Raw genomic sequence first — 15,900 nt, 5'->3', positions numbered from 1 at the left:
TCACAGCCCTCGAAAGATACAGTGCCGTATAGGATACGGGGATTCGGCTCGACTGAAAAGCACGACACCGGCCTTCACCCCCCTAACACCAACAAGGCGACGCCGCACAGGATTGTCACCACGCACGCAGCTTTGGGCCAGAAATTGGCCTCCCCGAGGGCTCGAATACCAAACAGAAACGCAATCACGACACTGCATCGCCGCACCACCGAGATCACCGAAACGAGTGCATCGGGGTCGGCCAAGGCGGTGAAGTAGACGATATCCGCGGCCAACAGCAACGGACTAATTCCAAGAATCGCCCACCGCCACTCGAATAACGCGTGAACCGACAGCTCGCGATCTTTGTTCTTTCGTCCGCTTCGCCACCAAATCAACGCCATCGGGACCATTACGGGGACTAAGTACACCGAAAACCAGGCCTGAACGGTGGATGGAGCAATCATTGCCGTCTGCAATAGATACTTGTCGTAAATCGAGCTCAATGCACCCAGAATGGTCGCCGCGACCATCATCGCGACACCGCGATCCGTTTTAAAGGAAACGCCTTCGCGAAGACTAACCGCCGAGAATGCCCAGAATGCCAAAAGTACGATCACGATGCCAATCCACTGGGTGCCGGTGGGACGTTCACCGAGCACCAGCGATGCCATCGCGATCGTCCAAAACGGGCTGGTCGAACGAATCGGAGCCGCGATCGATAACGGCAACCGTTTGAGAGCGAAAAATGCAAAGGTCCACGAAGCCCCCACCAAGATGCTCTTGGCCAACAACAATCCGTGCTCGGCAAACGACAACGAATCGACTTTTAGAATCGGATGCGGCACACTGGTCGGCGAAAAGGTGGACCAGCAGATAAATGGCATCCAAATCGCAGCACCGACCGAAACGCTGATCAACAAAACGATTGGCACGGCGTTCTTTCGTACCGCAATCTTTTTGGTAACGTCATAGAAGCCCAACAGGACCGCAGAAATCGCCGACAATCCAATCCAAGTCATGGCCAACTATTAATTCTTAATTCCAAATGATTTCCGAACCGATTCAAGCTGCAATCGAGTGGATGCACCGCCAACAATCCGCTTCGGTCGATCGGCTCGAGCGTTGGTGCAACCAAAACTCGTGGTCGATGGATGTACCCCAGTTGCAACAAATGGCCGAGATGCTGTGCACGGACTTTCGCAGCTTTGGCGTTTCGTTTGACCAAATTCCCCTGGGACCGATGAGGCTACTGGATGACGCAGGCCAGTGGTACGCCCCTTCGACGGGGCCGGCACTGCTGTGGCACCACCAACCCGATGCTCGGCAACGCGTTTTGTTGATGATCCACTACGACACCGTCTACCCCGCGGTTGGATCGAACACCGCCGATCGCTGCGTTCGCCAAGGCGATCGATTGCTGGGGCCGGGAACGGCCGATGCCAAAGGCGGGATCGCCGTGATCGCGATGGCGGTCGAAGCAGGATTGCGATTCGGTTTGTTCGCCGATTTGGGGGTTTCGATCCTGCTCAATCCTGATGAAGAGATAGGCTCGACCGCTTCGGAACCATTGATGCGAACATTGGCCCCCCAATTTGATGCCGCATTGGTGTTCGAACCGACCCTGCCCGATGGAAAACTCGTCGCGGCACGCAAAGGATCAGGCGGGTTCGCCTTTGTCGTTCGCGGACGCTCGGCGCACGCAGGTCGTAATCCCGAACAGGGTCGCAATGCGATTGTGCATCTGTCGCGGATTGTCGTAAAGCTCGCTGAACTTCATGACCCCGATGGTGGCGTGTTGGTGAATGTCGGCAAGATCGCTGGCGGTGGGCCGTTGAACCGCGTCCCCGACTATGCCTCGGTTCACTTGAATGTGCGAGTGACCGACACTCAGGCGATGCAGAGGATCGAGTCGATGCTCGAGACGATTCGCGATCAGTTCACCGGCGACGGTTACGAAGTCGAGCTAAACGGGATGCTGCATTCGCCTCCGAAATGCTCTAATGACGCGTTGGTGGCAATGCAGGATAGAGTGGCGGCGGCGGCAAACGCTGTCGGTCGCTCGATCGAGTGGCAAGACACCGGCGGTGCGTGTGACGGCTGCAAATTGGCGGCAATGAAACTACCCAACATCGACACCATGGGAATCACAGGCGATAAACTACACAGCAGCGAAGAGTACTGTGTTCCTGCAACACTGGTACCCGCAGCGGCGACCGTTTTGACATTTTTAGCGAACAGCGCCGCCAAGTAAGTGTCCTGTACGAGATCGTGGTTGTGCGATTGTCGGCACGAGCCCGCAAAGCATCACGAAAAAACGTCACATCAAGGGATGTGGCCTATTGAACTTCCAAAATTCACTTTGATTCATTTTCCAACCCAAACGGAGCCAATGGCTGTGGTTGAACCAACGTCCAAATCGTCCGCGACAGCTGCGGAAGCCCTTCGATCGGATCCTCGTGTGGCCGAGGCAAAACGGTTGATCGCCGAAGCGGTTGCCGAACATGCAAAATCGATCGACGATGTCCGTGGTGCGGATGAGTCGTTGGTGCCCGGTTATCAAGCGATGCTCGAGCGATTGGGCCAAGCACGCGGGGGTGCTCCGATTTGGCCGTACCTATCGGCCGGTTTAGGCAACGGACCCTATGTCCAATTGGCTGATGGCAGCGTCAAGCTTGACTTCATCGGCGGCATCGGGGTGCACGGTTGCGGGCACAGTGATCCGCGAATGGTTGATGCGGCAATCGACGCGGCGCTCGAAGACACGGTGATGCAAGGCAATCTGCAGCAACATCCGCCGAGTCTAGAGATGTGCGAACGGTTGTTGAAGTTGGCGACCGCTGGCGGAGCCAAATTCGATCATTGTTTGTTGTCCACCAGCGGGGCGATGGCGAATGAAAACGCACTGAAGATCGCGCTGCACCACAAGGCACCTGCGAACCGAATCATTGCGTTTGAAAACGCGTTTGCCGGCCGCTCGATCGCGCTCGCCGCACTGACCGATCGACCGAACTATCGAGCCGGCTTGCCATTGGCACTGGCGGTCGATTACCTGCCGTTTCGTGAACAAGCCGACCCCGAGGGCAGCACCAAGCGAGCGGTTGCTCAGCTGAAACGATTGCTCAACCGACACCCTGGTCGCTACGCCGCGTTTTGGGCGGAACCGATTGCAGGCGAAGGAGGCTACTATCCCGGCAGCCACGATTTCTTCGAAGCGCTGTGTGTTCCGCTGCGTGAAGCCGGCATCCCAATCATCTTTGACGAAGTCCAATCGTTCTCGCGAACGTCCAAGCCGTTTGCGTTCCAGCACTACGGGCTCGACCGATTCGCTGACATCGTCACGATCGGCAAGATCACGCAGGTTTGTGCAACGCTGTACGGCGAAGCGTTCAAACCGACCGGGCCGATTCTGAGCCAAACGTTCACCGGAGCTTCGTCGTCGATTGCGACGGGGCTTGCCACCCTCGATGCTCTGGAATCAAGCAATTGTTTCGGAGCGGATGGCCAGAACGTCAAGCGACATGAATACTTTGAGAACGCTTTGAATACGTTGGTCAAAAAGTATCCTGGATTGATCTCGGGTCCGTTCGGCGAAGGAATGATGATCGCTTTCACCCCGGGTGACGGCAGCTTTGATCAGGCAAAACGGTTGATGGGGATCATGTACGATCTTGGTTTGCTTGGTTTTGTCTGTGGAGCCGATCCGACCCGCATTCGCTTTTTGCCCGCACCGGCAATCACAACGACCGAGCATATTGATGCGGCGATCACGTTGTTGGATCAATCGTTAGCGTTGTTTCGCGAGCCAGACCAAGTAAAATAGAATGGAACCGCGACGCACGCGGGTGTGGCACGAGTCATCACAAGAGGTCGAAAACGATGTGGGTTTTACGTGCCGTTCGCATCGATGATCTTGATGCTCTGCATGACTTGGTCAAATCCGCCACACGCGGATTGACCAGTTTGCAACTGAAACGCGATCAACTGCTTGATCGCATTGAACATTCTGAGTTCGCGTTTTCGCGAAGCGGTCCCTCGCCACGCGGTGAGCCGTATGTTTTGGTTTTGGTGAACCAGCAAACCGGCGAACTGGCGGGCACGTCGACGGTCTATGCAAAAACCGGCGGTTATCAACCGTTTTATGCGTATCAATTGGTGGAAACCGAGCACGTCAGCGAACAGCTTGGTGTTCGCCAACGACGCCAATCGCTGCTGTTGACGAGGATCCATGATGGTCCAACGGAAATCGGCAGTTTGTTTCTGCGTGGCAAATACCGCGGCCATGGCTTTGGTCGTTGGTTGTCGATGGCACGTTTCGCGCTGATCGCGATGCGGCCTCACCGCTTCGCCGATCGCGTGATTGCCGAGATGCGAGGACGTGCGGACAAGGACGGCACGGTCCCCTTCTTTGAAGCGATTGCGGGAAAGTTTATGCCGATTGAATTTTCCGTGGCCGACGCGTTGTCGACGGTTTCAAAGCAGTTCATCGAAGAACTGATGCCCGATTCGCCGATCTATCTGAATCTGTTGCCCAGCAAGATACGTGACGGCATTGGGCAAGTCCACGACGAAACCGTTCCTGCATTGGCAATGCTGAAAAAGGAAGGTTTCCGCGAAACTGATTTCGTCGATATCTTTGACGGCGGACCGATGATCAGCTGTGAAACGAACCAAATCAAAGCGGTCAAACGAACCCGAGAATTGACCGTCAAAGCGATCCTCGTGGAGGAACCGAGCGGCTCCGAAGCTGGCAGTTCAGAAAAGCACATCGTCTGTAGTACACACCACGGCTTTACCAGCGTGTACACGACGATTTTGATTGATCCCACCACCGGCGACGTCACCATCGATGCCGCAAGTGCCGAGGCGTTGCAGCTCGGCATCGGTTCGACATGCTACGTATTGGGCAAGTCGTAGGGCTACCGTGCTCCTGGTGCTACTGTTGGACCGCAAAAACTTCAGGCTTTTTGTAACATTAGGTTGCACCGTTCTATTGCCACCTCTCCCGTGCTTCGCTCGGGCGAGGGTACTTGTTGTTTGTCACCTCTCCCAAACTTGTTTGGGAGAGGTCGAGCAGAGCCTTTAGCGACTGCTCGGGTGAGGGCTGTCCGAGCAAGCCCAATCGAACCATGCTTCAAGGTTGCCCACCGCGGCCCTCACCCGGACGAGGCCTTGAGGGCCCGTCCGACCTCTCCCGTGCGAGGTGACTCGTTGTTTGTCACCTCTCCCAAACTTGTTTGGGAGAGGTCGAGCAGAGCCTTCAGCGACTGCTCGGGTGAGGGCTGTCCGAGCAATCCCAATCGGACGATGCTTCAAGGTTGCCCACCGCGGCCCTCACCCGGACGAGGCCTTGAGGGCCCGTCCGACCTCTCCCCAGCTTCGCTCGGGAGAGGTGACTTGCGGATTGTCACATCTCCCAAACCTGTTTGGGAGAGGTCGAGCAGAGCCTTTAGCGATTGCTCGGGTGAGGGCCGTCCGAGCAAGCCCAATCGAACCATGCTTTAAGTTTGCCCACCGCGGCCCTCACCCGGACGAGGCCTTGAGGGCCCGTCCGACCTCTCCCGTGCTTCGCTCGGGCGAGGTGACTTGCGGATTGTCACCTCTCCCAAACTTGTTTGGGAGAGGTCGAGCAGAGCCTTTAGCGATTGCTCGGGTGAGGGCCGTCCGAGCAAGCCCAATCGAATCATGCTTTAAGTTTGCCCACCGCGGCCCTCACTCGGACGTGGCCTTGAGGGGCCCGTCCGACCTCTCCCGTGCTTCACTCGGGAGAGGTTACGTGTAGGCTGTTGCCTCGCCGAAATGCAGTTTGGGAGTCATGCGTGGGACCCGGCCGCTCACGCGTCACGGCTCATGAAATCAACAAGCCATTGACGAATTCCGCTACGGTGGGATCGGGCCGAAATTCTTGACGAATTCCGCTACTCGAGAAGCGATTTTCCTACTCGATCACGATGTTTCGTGATGGATACGACGGTGAGTGGATTTCGTAAACGCGACCGTCCTCGCTCTCGACAACATAGACGCCTCCGAGGCGAGCATGGAAGCGTGCGTCTTGCGATGGCTTGATTCGTGTCGCTCGGCCTCGTCGCCCCGAGGACGTGATGGGGTAGACCAACAATTCCGTTTCGGTCTTGTTGGTGAAACTCAGTTCGGCACTCCAGCGTCCGGGATTCGGATTGGAATGAACCGCGGGTGTCATTCGCAATGGCTTTCTTGGATGCGATTGGACCAATTGCTTAGTCAATTGGTCGACCAAATCGGCGGATGCCGACGCAACGATGTTTTCACTCTCGATGTCGCTGGATCGATGATCGTAGAGTTCGCGGTCGGTCACCTCGCCGGTCTCGAAGTCTCGCCACTCGATAAAGCGATAGTCGTCGGTCCGCATCGAATACCCCATGTACTGACGCCCTTCAAAATTTCGGTAGTATTGGCTCATCGCTGTGTCGTGCACTTTGGTTTGAGGGTCTTTCAAAATGGGCACTAGACTGCGGCCGTCGACAAAGTCGGGAGTGTCGATTCCGGCGAGTTCGCAGAGCGTTGGAAACAGGTCAAGCAACTCAGCCAATTGATCGGTCTTTTGTCCTGCAGTCTTCATCCCCGGTGCAGCGATCAGCAGCGGGACGCGTGCGTCGATTTCGTAGTTGGTCATCTTTCCCCAGCCACGGTTCTCGCCGAACTTCCACCCATGGTCGCTCCACAAGACCACGATCGTGTTCTCAGCGAGCCCTTCCTCCTCAAGGGCATCCAGTAGTCGGCCGATCTGGGCGTCCACGTAGCTGACGCAGGCGTAGTAGGCATGAACCAGATGACGTCGCTTTTCAAGCGGTAATTCTCGGTCGTCCCACGGTCTGGGCATGTCGATTAGATCAACATAGTGTGACAATTCGCTGTTGTTGCTTGGCGCGTAACCAGGCGTGTTGGGGATCACGTGTTGATCCTCCAGTACTGGCAATTTAGATGGATCGTGCATGTCCCAATACTTTTTCGGGGAGACCCAGGCCAAGTGCGGCCGGATGTATCCCATCGCCAGAAAGAACGGTTCGGATTGCTGGCCCAGTCGACGCAAGTCTTCGATCGCCATCTCGGTCCGAGCACCGTCCAGGAGGTCGGTGTCATCCAGTTCAGGAGCCGCTGTGCTCGGGTTTCGCAGATTGTTCTTTCGCCAATCCCTCGCAGGCAATTCCTTCATCGCCGCTTGCACTGTCTCGCGCGTGCCATCGGGATACGGATTCGGAAGCGATCGCAGAGCGCGAATGGGCTCGCTCCACGATTGCGGATCGGGAGTGGGATTGTGATAGATCTTTCCGTGGCTGACGGCGGTGTAACCAAACTTGCGAAACCACTGAGGCATCGTCACCGCGTCTGGCTTGGCCTCGCGAAAGTGAATCGGCAACGTCCACACGCCCAAGTTGTCAGGGCGCAGACAAGTCATCAAACTGGCTCGCGACGGATTGCAGACCGCAACTTGGCAGTAGGCACGATCGAACTGCATCCCTCGGGCCGCCAAGCGGTCCATGTTCGGCGTGATCGCAACGGGGTCACCGTAACATCCCATCGACGGCCGCAAATCGTCGACCGCGATGAACAAGATGTTCGGACGCGTTTGCGATGTTGTCGTGGTTGTTGTTTGAGGTACCGCTTGGATCGCCACCAACGTCTTGGTCGTGCGAACGTAGAGAATTCCGTCCGAGATCGCGGGTGTGGCGAAACAAGGGTGCTCCATTTCATTTTCGGCCAGAATCTCGAACTCGGGACCTGCTTGGACCACATACATCTTGCCATTTTCCGAAGGACAGTAGATCTTGTCGTCGGCGGCCACCAACGATGCGGTAATCGATGCACCGCTGCCAAGCCGTTCCTCGTAGATCTTTTCGCCGGTCTCGGCGTGAAAACAGCGGAGGACGCCATTGGTGTTGCCTAGGTACAGATAGTCGCCCCACACCACAGGCGTCGACATGTAGCAGCCGCCCCGGTCGACTTTCCAAGCCACGCTTTGCTCGGCCGCCGATTCGGATTCGGTCAAGTTTCCTTTGGCATCCGTTGCAATCGCATAGATCGGTGACGGACCTCCATGAGCATTGGTGATATAGATGCGATCGTCGTGAACAAACGGCGTCGGAATCGGGTTGTCACCGCCGCCTTCGATCCGCCACACCTCATCTCCGGTTTCCAGGTCGTAGGAAACAATCCACGGCCAACCATTGACAACGACCTGCGTGACGTCATCGTTGCGGTGAATCAGCGCCGTGCCCCAGCTTCGCTCGCAATCTTCCTGACGCGACTTTCGCCAAAGCTCTTCACCGTCGGACAGTCGTAGCGCCACTACGTAAGGATCCGTGGGGTCATCGCAGACCAGAACGACGCGGTCACCGTAAATCGCAGGCGAGCTGGCGTAGCCCCAACCGATTCCGTACTTGCTGACGTTGATGACTCCCAAGTCGCGTTGCCACAGCAGGTTGCCGTCGTGGTCGTAACAATACAGACCCTCGGAACCAAAGAAGGCGACCACATGATCGGCATCCGCAGCAATCGTCGTATTGGCATGAGTCGCCTTGGCATGGCGAGTCGCTTTGGGTTCCCCTTTGCGAGCCACACTGCGCCAAAGTTCCTTGCCCGTTGCTTTGTCGTAACACAACACCCACCATGTCTGCTCGCCGTTGTCGTCGGCTGCATCGGTATTGCCATTGCGACCGACGTTCAGCGGTGCATCGCCACTGGCTGGAACCGCAGTGGCAAGAAATATCTTATCGCCGATGATCGTGGGACTGGCGTGACCGAGTCCGGGGACGTCGGTTTTCCAGAGGATGGCGTCGTCATTCTCGCTGGTCGCATCCCACGATTCCGCAGTCACTTGATCGGTGGCAATACCTCGCCCGGCTGGACCTCGGAAACCTGGCCAATCGCTTGCGACTTGGGCCGAGGCGGATGTGAATAGACATGCAGCCATCAGAAACGCTGCCACGGGAGTGGTCAATTTACTCATCGATTCTTTTTCATCTGATTTAGGAACACTCGATTCAAACCATCGGAGTTGGCGACTGCAACATCGGCGAATCCGTCTCCGTCGAAGTCGCCGGTACACAGTCCGTACGTTGCCGTGTCGGCAGTTCCGAACCGTGTTTCAGTGAACGTCGTTCCCGAGTTCGCATTGAAATAGACCGCATGGGGTTGTCCGACGTTGCCGACAACAATATCCGGAAGACCATCGTTATTGAAATCAGCCACCGCGACGCAGTACGTTTTTCCGTCATCTCGGCCGATGGAGGTTTGGGTTAGAACGCCGCCGTTGCCGTCACCGAAGAAGACCGAATTCGCTGCGTCGACGTTGCCGACGACCCAGTCGATGTGACCATCGGCGTTGAAGTCGGCCGTCGCGATGGCTCGGCTAGAAAGATCTTGTGGACCGAAGGGCTTGGGTTTGCGAAAGCCGCCTGATCCATCGGCGATCAAGATTGTGTTGGGTTGCCCATCGCGATTGGCGAGCAACAAGTCGAGACGACCATCCTCGTTGACGTCCGCGACCGCGACATCGATCGTCGAATCGTTCGAGCTGCCAAATTCGAAAGCGACAGGAAAGTTCGCAGAACCGTCGTTCAGATGGATACGGTTTGGTCGACCGCGACATGTAACAAGAATATCGATGTCGCCATCGCCGTCGATGTCGGCGACCGCAAGACTACGGACGCTCGAGGGGCTACCGAATTCAGAGCCCGCCGTGAACACGCCGTTGCCATCGTTCAGCATGATCATGCACGGTGCGTTGTCGCTGCCGACTGCGATATCGACATCGCCGTCTCCGTCAAAGTCGGCCGGCTCGCAAGCGTAGCTGGTTGATCGATCGTCCCCCAGCGGCCGCATGACATTGAATCGACTGCGGCCTTGGTTGATGAATACAAAATTCTGCTGCGGCCAGTGACGCCCATTGGCTACGATCAAGTCAACGTCGCCATCGCCGTCGACGTCGGCGTTTCGCACCGAGGCAGAACGGTTCGTCTCGGTCCCCAGAATCAGCCGATCGTTTGAGACAAAGATTCTTTCTTGTCCGCTGCAGAAACCATCAGACATCACCATGAACAGCAACAGGATGGCGGGGATGGGTTGCTTCATCACGGTTCAGTCGTTGGGTGGTGATCGTCGCTGACTCGCTGCGCGATCAAAGCGATCGGTATCATCGTCCATTGTCGGCTCGTCTGCCGCGTGCTCGGCAAGCACGCATCGTCGTGAAAAGGACAGCTTAATATCATCAAGCGATTTGTCACCCTCCATATCGCCTCAAAACTACGGCGGCTGGGTGTCGCTGTCGCATGGCCCCTTATTTGCCACTGCGGTCGCCGGATCGGCCTTAACCTCGTCATCCAACCCAAGCACATACTTCATTCCGGGCGTCGAATCGTACCGTAGGATCGTTATTGGCTGAACGCAATCAGTTGGACGCGCCGCCATCGACTCGCAAGTGTTGACCGGTGATCCATCGGGCATCGTCACTGAGCAAGAATTCAACGACACCCGCGATGTCATCGGGGTGGCCAAGTCGTTTGAACGGAGACAGATTACGAAAATACGCTTTGCGCTCTTCGCTGCTGCTGGCAAACATTCCCGGCTCGGTCGCACCGGGGCGAACGCTATTGATCGTAATACCTCGTGCACCCAATTCTCGTGACATCGAAACGATCATCGCGTCGATGGCGGCTTTGGTAGCCGAGTACAGTCCGGTGCCTTCACGCGGTCGTTCAGCGAGTTGTGAGGAAACGAAAACGATTCGACCACCCTCTTCGATCCGGCGTGCGGCTTCTCGAATCGTCAGATAGGCTCCGACCACGTTGACACTGAGCAGTTTTTGAAAGTCATCGAGGGTCGATTCGACAACCGGTCCGCCGCCGCCGACCCCCGCACAGGCAACGACGCCATCGACTTTGCCAAACTCGGCGATGACATGATCGAACAACTCCGCGACTTGTTGTTCATCGCTGAGGTTGCACTTCGCAGCGATCGCACTGCCTCCGGCGGCCTTGATCTCATCGACCTTCTTTTTGGCCGCATCGTGGTCGCTGTGATAGTGCACCACCGTGTTGCAGCCAGCGTCGGCAAGTCTGCAGCAAATGGCACCTCCAATACCTCCCGATCCACCGGTCACGATTACAGTTTTGCGATTTGCCACGATTGTTGCATCATTGAAAGAAGCGAAAAGCCAGACTTGGCTCGAGAAACATCCTCTTCGGGTACAATGAGCGACGAGCGTGCTGATCCGCCGCCGACATCGCCACTCCGCTTCCGATCAATTCGGCTGATTGCCACGACGGCGGTGGCTTTGCGGGTGGATGCAAAGTGGGCTTGGAATTGCTGGCTGCGAACAAGCCAGCAAGCCAAATCGCCACCCATCGAAATCGGGTCAGTGACCTTCACGCTGATAGGCAACTCTGACGACACCGGGCACGGTTCGCGCGATAGCAACGGCGATCGCAAGATCATTCGCTGACTCGGTTAGCCCTCGTAGTTCGACGGTTTGATCACCAAGATCGATTGCCGAGATCGTTTCGAATCCGTACCGATAAAGTGAATTTTGCACTCGGTCGGCGACGGATGTCGTCGTTGTTTTCTTTGTCATCAAATTCTCCTTGGAATGTCCTGACGGATAGATTGTGCATTTGAAGTGGCAGATGGTCGAAGTGTTCGGATCCGTTTGGGATGGTCACCGTCCGTTTGGGATGGTCACGGGTGAAACGCTTGACCAAGTCGCTCAATCATCAATGCGTCCTACACTCCAATGGGGTGCCACGGAAAAACAACAATAGGGGTTACCGAACAGGGTGGTTCGCAGGCCCTTCTGCGTCTGGCTAGGTGCCCAGATGACGTAAAATTGGCCCTCCAAAAGCTTCGATGATGCATCGGCATGGCGAGTCAGCGGGGCCGATTTTGGAGAACGATTTCGATAACTCGTAGTCACACGCCGAACCGCGAAATTCGTTGTCGAAGCCCGCGAAGTGCTGCTGGCGTTGCGGTGGGATTCGGACTTGCTGGTCCACGTGACTGGGACGATTCACGTGACAGGGCCGATTTGCGGGACAGTGGTGGGGTAAACTCCGTCGTCGAAATCACCCAGTCCGACTCGCTCGCTTGATCATGCACCTCCTGGTCCCATACTCGTAGTAGGTGATCGACTGCAGCTCGGCGTCACTGATTCGCAAACGGCCCGCTTCGAATTCCCGCAGCGAATGGGCGACGTCTTGAGTGCTGCCGTAAATTTGTGATCCGTCAATCCAAGTGGTGGTCGCGTTCACTTGTTAGGCAGGGTTAACCAGCGACGTTCCGGTGCCTTCGGCGAATTCAGATCGTATCAACTGCATCGATACTTCGCCGCTGCCGAGCGGATCAAACAGAAAATCGTCACTGGAGACTGCAATATCAAACGCGGCCGTGTCGTTTGCGTCCTCCGGTTCAAGTGACAGAGTGATGTCGTGGTCGATGAATTGACTCGATAGGAAGACGAGCGAACTCAAGTCACGTAGGCTGGAGATTCCTTCGATGTCCGCCGCAGAGAGGGTGTTGCTGATCTCGCGAGCACTGCTGCGATCTTTGCCCGCAGGTTCTGCGATGCCGTCGGCGTCGTCGTTTTCGGCGAGTCGAATCAATTTGCTGCCTGACGCTCCCAACGTTGGGTTGGCCACATTGTCGCATCGTCTTTGTTGTCCGGAGGATGTACACCCACTTTGAAATAGAACGTCTGGTCGGACCAGTCGTCATCGTTTTGCAAAATGTTTTGCGTTTGCGTTACACCGTTAACCGTAACCTAATCAGCGGCTTTGTCTTTCCTGTGTAGCTGTGGCTCTGGCCAATGATCACGTTTGAGTTGCTGGGGATCTGCATCACCCGGCAACGTGCGTCCAGAATGTGAGTGCCCTGGGCCGGCCAATTCACATCCGGATCAGGCATCTCGCGAAGTTCGGACCGTAGAAATTCCGTTCCTTCGGTGGTATGCCTTTTTTCATCAAGAGGTCTCGTGGGGAGTTGGAAAACGAGATGCAAATGTTAAGCGGTGTTCCGATAGCCGTTCGCAATTATTACGGTTCGCTCATGCGGTGGTATCATGATCGTTTGTACCGTGGACTTTGATTGATCCCGAATTTTGGACTCATCGACGATGAATACGTTTCTACTCTTGCAGGTTCGCAATGCCGATGATCCGATGCGAACGCAGGAAGTCGATTGCTTTGCCCGAGCACTCGGTTGTGCGACGCAGCAGATCCGCGTGTTTGATCTGCTCTCAGGGGTGCCAACGCCGAGGCAACTCGATCAGGTTGACGTGGTTTTGTTGGGCGGTAGCGGCGACTACTCGGTTGCCGAAGGAGGCGATTGGATTCTGCCGGCACTCGAGGCGATGCGGGAACTTTGCGATTTGAACAAACCGACGTTTGCTTCGTGTTGGGGGCATCAAGCGATGGCCCGAGCACTCGGCGGCGAGGTGGTCACCGACATGCAGCGGGCCGAGCTCGGTACGGTCGAAGTTCGCTTGACCCCGGCGGGCCGCGAGGATCCGGTTTTCGGACAGCTACCGGAGCGTTTTCTTGCTCCGATGGGGCACCAAGATTGCGTCACCCGATTGCCGCCCGGAGCGATCGTTTTGGCTTCGAGTGAGCGAACCGAAAACCAAGCGTTTCGAATCGAAGGCAAACCGATTTACTGCACGCAATTTCACCCCGAACTCAACCGCACAGCATTGATCGAGCGTTTGCAGGCTTACCCGCAGTATGTCCAGTCGATCAGCGGCGAGACGATCGAGTCGTTCGTCGCCGATTTTAAAGAGACCCCCGACACGAATCAGTTGCTCGGCCGCTTCATGAAGCACTTGCGAGAGGAAGGTCATCCGAAAACGCTTCGGCCGTAGCGGAATTCGTCGACGGCTTGTTGATTTAGTCGTACGATGGACTTCCTAGTCCGTCGAATGCGCCATTGACGGACTAGAAAGTCCATCATACACCCCTTGCCGCAGGAAACTTCATTAAATCAACAAGCCGTCAAGAATTTCGGACGCGATAAGGCTTGATCGAAAGTTATGTGCGACTTCCGCGACCCACGATCTGCTTTTCGACTGCGGTTAAGTCTTCGACCCGACTCTGGTCTAGATCCAGTAAAGGACAAATTCACCCTCCGACGCTAAATGCTTGCCTCCGAGCACTCACGTGCGTTTCGCCAGTGCAGCGGGTAGCGATTCCTGTAGCTCATCAATCTGGATCATGTTCTTGCACGGGTGTCAGACGACGGTGGATCAATTCACAAATCGCAAAGGAACGTTTCGGCATTCTTTAAATGCTGCTCGCGTTTCTCGGCATCCATTTTCTTAGCCATGCTGCACATCATGGCCCATCTCGGGTTCTTGCCGAGTTCATCGGCGTGGTTCCAAATCCATCGCCAATACAGTCCGTCCCAAATTTCGCACCATGGTTCCTGTTTGTAGTGACTCATTTTGCGGACGTAGGCGGAACCGGAAAAGTAAGGTTTGGTGGTGATCAAGCCGCCATCGGCGTGTTGGCTCATCGCGTAAACGTTGGGAACCATCACCCAGTCATAGCTGTCAATGAACATTTCCATGAACCAGCGGTAGATGTCATCAGGGTCGAATTCGCAAATGAACATGAATCCCCCCAACACCATCAGACGTTCGATGTGATGGCAGTAGCCTGTGTCGAGAATTCGCTGGATTGTGTCGTCGATCGGCACAATTCCCGTCGTACCGTCGTAAAAACTGTTGGGGATGGCCCGGTGATGTCGCCAGTGATTCGTGGTTCGCATCGGTACCCCGAGATCCTCGTAGGTTGCCCGCATGAACTCGCGCCAACCGATGATCTGCCGCAAGAATCCCTCCAGCGAATTGAGTGGCACATCATGTTTGGTTGCGTGCTTTAAAGTCGCCTCCAAAACCTCCTCAGGCGTCAGTAGTCCGATATTCATCACGGGCGTCAGAACGCTGTGCCATAGCCATGACTCGCCCTCGACGATGGCGTCTTCGTAGTCTCCGAACGGAATTAGGCGTTTGGACAAAAAATGTTTGAGCCAGCGCTGAGCGTCGTGGCGTGAGGTGGGGTAAATGAGTTGATCGAGGTTGCCGGGGTGATCGGGGAAGCGTTGCAGAACATATTCCTTCGCCTCGCTATCAACCGAATCTCGCTTGAGTTCTAAATTCTTTGGAATTGATGACAGTAGTTTCTTGGGGACTTTCTTTCGGTTGTCTTCGTCATAACTCCATTGCCCGCCAACGGGATCGTCCCCTTCCATCAAGACATCAAGACGTTGTCGCTGCCATTTGTAAAAGTCCGCCATGAACCAACGTTTCTTGCCAGCCCGATACTGCTGGTTCTGCTCCGGCGAATTGAGGAACCCTGGATTCGGTAGGATCTTGCAATCGAGACCGAGTTTTTTGCAAGCTGACTGTAGCCGTTTCGCGAGGATGAAATCGGTCGGATCGATGACGGCCAGCGTCTTGCCTGTTCGCTCCTTCGCCCAGATCGCCTTCTTCAACTGATCGGCTAACGTAGGATGTTTCGGGTCGAAATCGACGTACTGAGTTGATTGTCCTTGCTCGCAGAGAATCGATTCGTAACGCTTCATTGTGGCGCGATGGAGCCATAGCTTTTGCTTATGGAATTTCATCCGGTACCGCTGGTCGCCAAAGAACAGTGAATCTTCCAGTAAGATTACTTTCGATGGGCGAAGCAGCAGCCCGGGATGGTCGGCGAACAACTGATTGGGAAGAACAAGAAGAATCAACTTTCGTCCCCTGCAGGTGTGGCAGTGCCAGCGGCACCTCGGCTGGCAATCATCGGGTACCGCGAGTCAGCTTGGTGAGAAGATGTACAATTCCGGTACCAGAAAACGTACGTGGTCACTCGATTCCCCTTTTTTCTAATTCCTCGTGCAGCTGGT

The 15,900-nt window shown here is 55.7% G+C and carries 12 protein-coding genes and 1 pseudogene; 4 read left to right on the top strand and 9 right to left on the bottom strand.

Features of this window, described 5'->3' with window-relative positions:
- Positions 1-74: 74 nt before the first annotated feature.
- Positions 75-1,001, bottom strand: coding sequence for an EamA family transporter (locus ABEA92_RS13250; RefSeq protein ID WP_345684307.1), 927 nt, complete (start codon positions 999-1,001; stop codon positions 75-77).
- Between the two features lie 26 nt (positions 1,002-1,027).
- Between ABEA92_RS13250 and ABEA92_RS13245 the strand changes: the two genes are divergently transcribed.
- The 3 genes from ABEA92_RS13245 to ABEA92_RS13235 all read left to right on the top strand — a co-directional run bounded on the left by ABEA92_RS13245 (position 1,028) and on the right by ABEA92_RS13235 (position 4,896).
- Positions 1,028-2,233 (top strand): hydrolase, encoded by a 1,206-nt coding sequence (locus ABEA92_RS13245; protein WP_345684306.1) that lies wholly within the window; start codon positions 1,028-1,030, stop codon positions 2,231-2,233.
- Between the two features lie 138 nt (positions 2,234-2,371).
- Entirely contained in the window at positions 2,372-3,802 is a 1,431-nt protein-coding gene (locus ABEA92_RS13240) for an aminotransferase class III-fold pyridoxal phosphate-dependent enzyme (RefSeq protein WP_345684305.1), read from the top strand.
- Between the two features lie 56 nt (positions 3,803-3,858).
- Complete coding sequence (locus tag ABEA92_RS13235; RefSeq protein WP_345684304.1) at positions 3,859-4,896, top strand: arginine N-succinyltransferase; 1,038 nt, start codon at positions 3,859-3,861, stop codon at positions 4,894-4,896.
- 1,021 nt (positions 4,897-5,917) lie between these two features.
- On the opposite strand, the gene ABEA92_RS13230 is transcribed toward ABEA92_RS13235, so the two are convergent.
- The 7 genes and pseudogenes from ABEA92_RS13230 to ABEA92_RS31375 all read right to left on the bottom strand — a co-directional run bounded on the left by ABEA92_RS13230 (position 5,918) and on the right by ABEA92_RS31375 (position 13,005).
- Positions 5,918-8,965: a sulfatase-like hydrolase/transferase gene (locus ABEA92_RS13230; protein WP_345684303.1), complete on the bottom strand. Its 3,048-nt coding sequence runs from the start codon at positions 8,963-8,965 to the stop codon at positions 5,918-5,920.
- Positions 8,962-10,089 carry an FG-GAP repeat domain-containing protein gene (locus ABEA92_RS13225; RefSeq protein ID WP_345684302.1) on the bottom strand — a complete coding sequence of 376 codons (1,128 nt, stop codon included), beginning with the start codon at positions 10,087-10,089 and terminating at the stop codon, positions 8,962-8,964. Before ABEA92_RS13225 ends, ABEA92_RS13230 begins: the two co-directional genes overlap by 4 nt.
- A gap of 316 nt (positions 10,090-10,405) precedes the next feature.
- On the bottom strand, positions 10,406-11,140 hold the full coding sequence (locus tag ABEA92_RS13220; RefSeq protein ID WP_345684301.1) for an SDR family oxidoreductase: 735 nt from the start codon (positions 11,138-11,140) through the stop codon (positions 10,406-10,408).
- Positions 11,119-11,385 carry a hypothetical protein gene (locus ABEA92_RS13215; RefSeq protein ID WP_345684300.1) on the bottom strand — a complete coding sequence of 89 codons (267 nt, stop codon included), beginning with the start codon at positions 11,383-11,385 and terminating at the stop codon, positions 11,119-11,121. Before ABEA92_RS13215 ends, ABEA92_RS13220 begins: the two co-directional genes overlap by 22 nt.
- Positions 11,372-11,587, bottom strand: coding sequence for a hypothetical protein (locus ABEA92_RS13210; RefSeq protein ID WP_345684299.1), 216 nt, complete (start codon positions 11,585-11,587; stop codon positions 11,372-11,374). Before ABEA92_RS13210 ends, ABEA92_RS13215 begins: the two co-directional genes overlap by 14 nt.
- Positions 11,588-12,074: 487 nt before the next feature.
- Positions 12,075-12,647, bottom strand: a pseudogene (locus tag ABEA92_RS13205) (peroxidase family protein).
- Positions 12,648-12,750: 103 nt separating this feature from the next.
- A complete protein-coding gene (locus tag ABEA92_RS31375) occupies positions 12,751-13,005 on the bottom strand; it encodes a polysaccharide lyase family 7 protein (protein ID WP_425572429.1) in 255 nt (84 codons plus the stop codon).
- Between the two features lie 115 nt (positions 13,006-13,120).
- Here ABEA92_RS31375 and ABEA92_RS13200 point away from each other — a divergent pair, with 115 nt between their 5' ends.
- Positions 13,121-13,864 carry a type 1 glutamine amidotransferase gene (locus tag ABEA92_RS13200; RefSeq protein ID WP_345684298.1) on the top strand — a complete coding sequence of 248 codons (744 nt, stop codon included), beginning with the start codon at positions 13,121-13,123 and terminating at the stop codon, positions 13,862-13,864.
- A gap of 386 nt (positions 13,865-14,250) precedes the next feature.
- Here the strand turns inward: ABEA92_RS13200 and ABEA92_RS13195 are convergent, their stop codons facing one another.
- Positions 14,251-15,744, bottom strand: a complete 1,494-nt coding sequence (locus tag ABEA92_RS13195) for a cryptochrome/photolyase family protein (RefSeq protein ID WP_345684297.1) — start codon at positions 15,742-15,744, stop codon at positions 14,251-14,253.
- Positions 15,745-15,900: the final 156 nt, after the last annotated feature.

Source organism: Novipirellula caenicola (assembly GCF_039545035.1).
Lineage (GTDB): Bacteria > Planctomycetota > Planctomycetia > Pirellulales > Pirellulaceae > Novipirellula > Novipirellula caenicola.
Note: the sequence above shows the minus strand (reverse complement) of the source record. Positions and strands in the feature narration are given on the sequence as shown.